Below are 5,354 nucleotides of genomic sequence, written 5' to 3'. Positions count from 1 at the left end.
ATGGCCGTAAAGAATTATTGAAGCCTTGGAAATAATTTAGGCCATGGCATCGGTCCTTAAAATCCCGAGATTTTAGGGACCACATAGTGAAGAAGGGTCTTTTCTCCCGCCTGCCGGCGAGGCAGGTTTGTTTCGTTTTATTCATTGTCTGTCTAATTTGGAATAAGGTATTCATGAACCTCCTGCGTCGGTTTCCTTGGACAGCAAAGAAATTGGAGATTCACGAAAACAGATAAAAAACAATAGAAATCACTTGAGTAAAATGAAAGAATATTTATAACCTAAGTTTTATTCGATTCCTCCAAATAAATAGAACCGATAATAAAAAAAGAAAACAATTCTTCCTTTGTATATAGATTGACAACAATCTTTGCAAAAACACAACAATTGTTCCTGATCCCAAAAGACAGTTATATGACACCCATCAAAAATTGACTACGGCAATTGGATATTTTCATCTAAAACAAAAATCCCAATACATTTGCATTGGGATTTTACTTCTAAACTTTAAGTTGGCCTACTAGGACTCGAACTTTTACACTTTTAAACCAATATATTCCTATATGACTAATAACGTGATAGTTATATGAATACAAAAATCAAATAAGACCATAAAAAACCAAGTAAAACCATCATTTGTTGTACCTATGTTGTACCTAGATTTTGTATCTTTACCATATACGCGAGAGAAACATGGCAACTATCAATACGATATTAAGAAAAAAAAGCAACAAAAAAGGACTTTTACCCATAGCAGTGCGCGTCACCAAAGATAGAAAATCAACTTTTCTATACACAGGTCAATATCTTGATCCCAAATTTTGGGATGAGATAAAACAGAAAGTCAAAAAATCGCACCCCAATTCGGCACGTTTAAATAACTTAATTGCGATTAAGCAGGCAGAGGCCAATGCTATTTTATTAGATACCGCGGCAAAGGATGGTGACCATTTTTCTGTTCAAGAACTGAAATCGCAATTGACGACAACGCTAACTGGACATTCTTTTTTTGAATACGCCGAAAAACACTTTAAGCAGTTAAAGGAAAGCAAAAAACTTTCGCGAATCGATAGTGAACGCCCATTACTTAAGCACATTAAAGATTATATGGGTGGCAGAACCTTGAATTTTGACCAGATTACTGTACCGTTTTTGAGGGGGCTTGATAGTTATCTTAGAACACGTGGCACACTTGGAGACAGAAGTATTGCCAATATTCTTATGTTCATCCGGACTCTATACAATAGGGCAATACAAGAAAAATTGGCAAAGAAAGAGTCCTATCCGTTTGGGAATGAAAAGGGCAAGATTAGAATCAAAATTCCTCAATCTGTTAAAATTGGGCTAACAAAGGAAGAAATCACCCGTATCGAAAATCTGGACCTAACCGAACATGGACCACAAAATCATGCACGAAATGTTTGGTTGTTTAGCTTTTATTTGGCGGGAATGCGGATTGCAGATGTCTTAAAAATTCGGTGGAGCGATATTCATGAGGAACGACTTTATTATCGAATGAACAAAAACAGCAAAACAATCTCATTGAAGATATCGGCTAAACTCCAAAATATTATCGATCAATATGCTGACCTTGACCCTGGAACGAAAGAGTATATCTTTCCCGAATTAAGAGGTATTGACCATAACAATGCGGACCGTATGTTGAGAAGCACAAAAAATGCCACCTTAAAATTCAATAAACATTTAAAGAAAATAACTGTAAAGGCCGGAATCAGCAAAAAAATAACCATGCACATTGCCCGTCATTCGTTTGGCAATATTGCAGGAGATAAGATTCATCCATTGATGTTACAAAAGCTATATCGACATAGCGATTTAAAAACAACTATAAACTACCAAGCTAATTTCATACATAAGGAAGCTGACGAGGCTTTAGATGCGGTTATCAACTTTTAATTTTTTACTTATCTATCCGAACTTTTTCCGGCTTTAAAGAACCAAAGTAATCTCCAGTTCTTTCAAACCATCATTATACCGTCGTATTGGTAGTATTGAATTATAGAAACCAAAAAAATATTTACTCCCCCTATCCACTATAAAGCACTCATAGGATGCCAGATAATATAACCCAACACTTTTACAAAACACTAAATCGACATCCCCCTACCCTTGTACTTTGACCAATCCGTGAATTCATCCTTGAACCCGTTATAGACATCTTCTTGCCCTTTGCCCCTATTGCCCAACAATGAACTTATGGCATAGACGCCTTTCCGCAATAAGCGGTTCTGTTGGATATTTGATTGTCTTTTGATCGCTTCGCCTACACTTTTTCGAAGCCCGTTGTCCATGTGGTGCTGCACCATCTCCGGATGCAGGTTGGGGTAGCTTTTTTCATATGTAAGCATAAAGGCCACCTTGTCGTACCTGCCCCTTTCCATTAGATGACCCGCCCATAGGTTCTTCAGATGGTCCCTGCCGTCTTTAACAAGTCCGTCGATTATGGACTGTTGGTCCTTTAATGTTTTAGACAGATCGGGAATGGAATTCAGATAACTGCCCGTCCTTATAGAGAGCGTGCAACCTGTTCCTTTCTTCGCATAAATGGATTTGACCTCGAATCCCTTTTCCGTTCTGGTAAAATGGAACCCTTTGGCGTTGAAAAATGCAATGTAGTCCTTTGGGGATTTTTCATATGGGGCGTGCATCCGTTCGGCATATTTCACATAGGAACCCAAGGCGACACTTTCATATTGCTTTTGGTATACAGGATCCATTTTTTCATAAAGCTTTGGAAAGATCATGGGCAGGAAAAAAGCGGATGCCGCCAGCTTCGGGCCGTTCTCCGAATTCTTTTCGGCCAATAGTTCCAGCACCGAATGATTTTGACGTACGAATCCTGTGGATACATATTCCTCCATGGTCTTGGGGAAAGGTAAATTTCCCAAACGGACTGGGACCGTATGCCTGTTCGAATTGGCAAAGGACAACTGGTTGTCGTGATACTTTACCCCCAAAGCCTGGAACAATAGCCGGACGCTTCCCTTTTCCATCCCGACATCGAATATGCCCTTTTCCAACACCTTGCCGATAAGGTTGAACTTACCTTTTAAGGTTTCCATTTCCTTCTTGGTCTCCAATTGGAACAATCCATCCCTGACCGTTGGGAATTCCCGTTCAAGAGCTTCCCTCAACAATTCTTTTTGATTACCTGGTAAATGGCGTTCAAGGAAAATGTAGCTTTTTGAGGTTGCTATATATGGAAGGATATCCGATAAGCTTTTGGTCATGATGTTTTCCGAGAGCAATCCGTTCCTTTCTGGGGATTTAATATGGGATGTTCGGAATGCCTCCTTTATCAGTTTTTGGATCTCTATTGCGAACTGCTTGCTGTCGGTATCGATTTCCGTGGGTCCGTCGCCGTTTCCAAAAATATCCACTTGATTCTCTATTCGGATATTTTGGCCCAGTTCTCTTTCGGTGAAAACATATCCCGATCTGTCATGGATGGTATATCCCTTGATGGCATCCCCTTTTTTGTCCAGTTTGATATCGATGTCCTGATATTCCTTGAGCACTGCTGCCAGTTCCTTAGGCCGAATTGTTTTGAAAAGTCCATAGGTAGTTTCTATTTGTTTCAACAAACGCTTGCGGTGCATCGGAAGTAGCTTCGACTTTGAATTGGCCTCGAAGACCTTCTGCAGTTTCGGGCCGCTCAAGCTTCGGTGTACGGTGGAGCCGTTGATGAACCGGGTCCTATAGCCCTTTTGATTGTCCAGGCCATAGGCCACCCCTATCCTTCCCGATATGTTTTTTGTTTGCCTTACCTGTATGTGATAGGGCTTTACGAGTTTGGCCAGTTCCCCAAAACTCCGCACTTTGTGTTTTTGCAGGATGCCGTTGAGCACATCCTGCAAATAGAACTTCGTCCCTTGGGCAGGGTCCTTGCCGAATTGTAGTTCTGGCGACCTGAGGATCGGTAGTTCCCTCTGCTGTTTGGTACGTGGCGAGGGCGATAGGTTAAACTTTTTTTCAAGGTACCTTTGGGTGGCCACGTTCCTTCTGTAACTATTGAAAATTCCGAGGACCTTTCCATCATCGTCCACATTGGTTGTAATGATATGGACATGCTCGTGCCCGGTATCGGTGTGCCTTACCATTGCATAGGGCTGTCCACCATAGCCCATTTGCGCCATGTATTCCCGTGATACTGCTTGGAAAGTCCAGTCATCCAGGTGTTCCCCCAGGGGAAGGTTCAGGGTAATATGGACATAGCGGTTCTTGGTGGCATTTCGCTGTCCCTGAAAGTGGAGTACCCTTCCGAAGAATTTTTGCGATATGTCCTGGGAGTACATGTTCCCATAGCCGAGTATGCACATGCCCTCCTTGCCGAAGACATACTTCAGCATTCCCTGACAGCTTTCCCCATATCCTATCCTTCCTATCATCCCAATTGTTCTTCCAATGTGATTTCGATAAGTGCGCCCAGCAGTTCATTGATGCTTCGTACCTCATCCATCAAACCACTGTTGGGACTTCTCTGGTTCTTGAAGTGTGCGAGTTTTACCAATTGGTTGATGTTGCTGCCTACCCTGTTGATATGGTGGGCAAGGTCAAAGGAGTTCGGTAGCCTTTCCTTTTCCTCCGATTCCCGATCCAATACGAGCCTTCTCAAAAAGGGGGCAATTACACCCCTTTCGGAAATATCCAAGTGATAAGATTCGCAGATCCGCCTTAATCTATCATATTCCGTATCGTTGAACCGGAGCATTACGTTATGGTACCGCTTCCTGTTTCCCAATCGTTTCCGTCCTCTTTTCCGTTGTTCCATTTCCTTTGATCTTTAGGTAAACACTTCGTCAGAAGTAGACAATTCTAAGTTACTTAGAATACAACTTGCTATCTTTTTCAAAGATAAATATAATTGATTAATTTGTAATGTAACTATCTTATAATCATTATTTTAACCTCTTAAAACATATGGAACCATATCAATATAAATGGGTACAGACAGAAAATTTATATGGTCCAATATGGGGTTGAAAAAATTAAAGAATAATGGAAATGTTCAAATTTTTTGTGGGCAGGGGGAAGAAAGGGCAAGGAGTTTTTTTCCCTTGTGCTTTCATGCGCCACGAGGGGGTTGAAAAAGCAAACTTAGAAATATGACCCAAAACTTATGGACGAAGTTGTCCGCCCTAGTGTTTGGAGCTGAAGGTTTTTTAACTTCCGCAGGGGCTTGGGGTTAAATAACGTTATTGACATTGTTAAACAGAAAAATCAATGTCTTTATTGTATTGTTGAACTAAACCTTCGGTAACCTTTTCAGCTAGATTTCGTAAATTATATGGATTAATCTAAATCTAAAATTTATGTATCAAAAAAAAGTGTGC

General features: G+C 40.8%; 3 protein-coding genes. 1 reads left to right on the top strand and 2 read right to left on the bottom strand.

Going from position 1 to position 5,354, the window contains the following annotated elements; all coding sequences use genetic code 11:
- Positions 1 to 693: 693 nt before the first annotated feature.
- Entirely contained in the window at positions 694 to 1,917 is a 1,224-nt protein-coding gene (locus MWU84_RS23475; protein ID WP_093978390.1) for a site-specific integrase, read from the top strand.
- Positions 1,918 to 2,108: 191 nt separating this feature from the next.
- Here the strand turns inward: MWU84_RS23475 and MWU84_RS23470 are convergent, their stop codons facing one another.
- Positions 2,109 to 4,409 carry a relaxase/mobilization nuclease domain-containing protein gene (locus MWU84_RS23470; RefSeq protein WP_093978389.1) on the bottom strand — a complete coding sequence of 767 codons (2,301 nt, stop codon included), beginning with the start codon at positions 4,407 to 4,409 and terminating at the stop codon, positions 2,109 to 2,111.
- Positions 4,406 to 4,792, bottom strand: a complete 387-nt coding sequence (locus MWU84_RS23465) for a hypothetical protein (protein ID WP_157730749.1) — start codon at positions 4,790 to 4,792, stop codon at positions 4,406 to 4,408. Before MWU84_RS23465 ends, MWU84_RS23470 begins: the two co-directional genes overlap by 4 nt.
- Positions 4,793 to 5,354 lie beyond the last annotated feature (562 nt).

The organism is Arenibacter sp. F20364 (genome assembly GCF_023015905.1).
Lineage (GTDB): Bacteria > Bacteroidota > Bacteroidia > Flavobacteriales > Flavobacteriaceae > Arenibacter.
The sequence above is the reverse complement of the archived record's forward strand: the minus strand, read 5'-3'. Positions and strand labels throughout refer to the sequence as shown.

Bases quoted from the DNA above. Each gene is read 5' to 3' on its own strand.
- MWU84_RS23465 (WP_157730749.1), bottom strand. From the start codon at position 4,792: ATGGAACAACGGAAAAGAGGACGGAAACGATTGGGAAACAGGAAGCGG.
- MWU84_RS23470 (WP_093978389.1), bottom strand. From the start codon at position 4,409: ATGATAGGAAGGATAGGATATGGGGAAAGCTGTCAGGGAATGCTGAAG.
- MWU84_RS23475 (WP_093978390.1), top strand. From the start codon at position 694: ATGGCAACTATCAATACGATATTAAGAAAAAAAAGCAACAAAAAAGGA.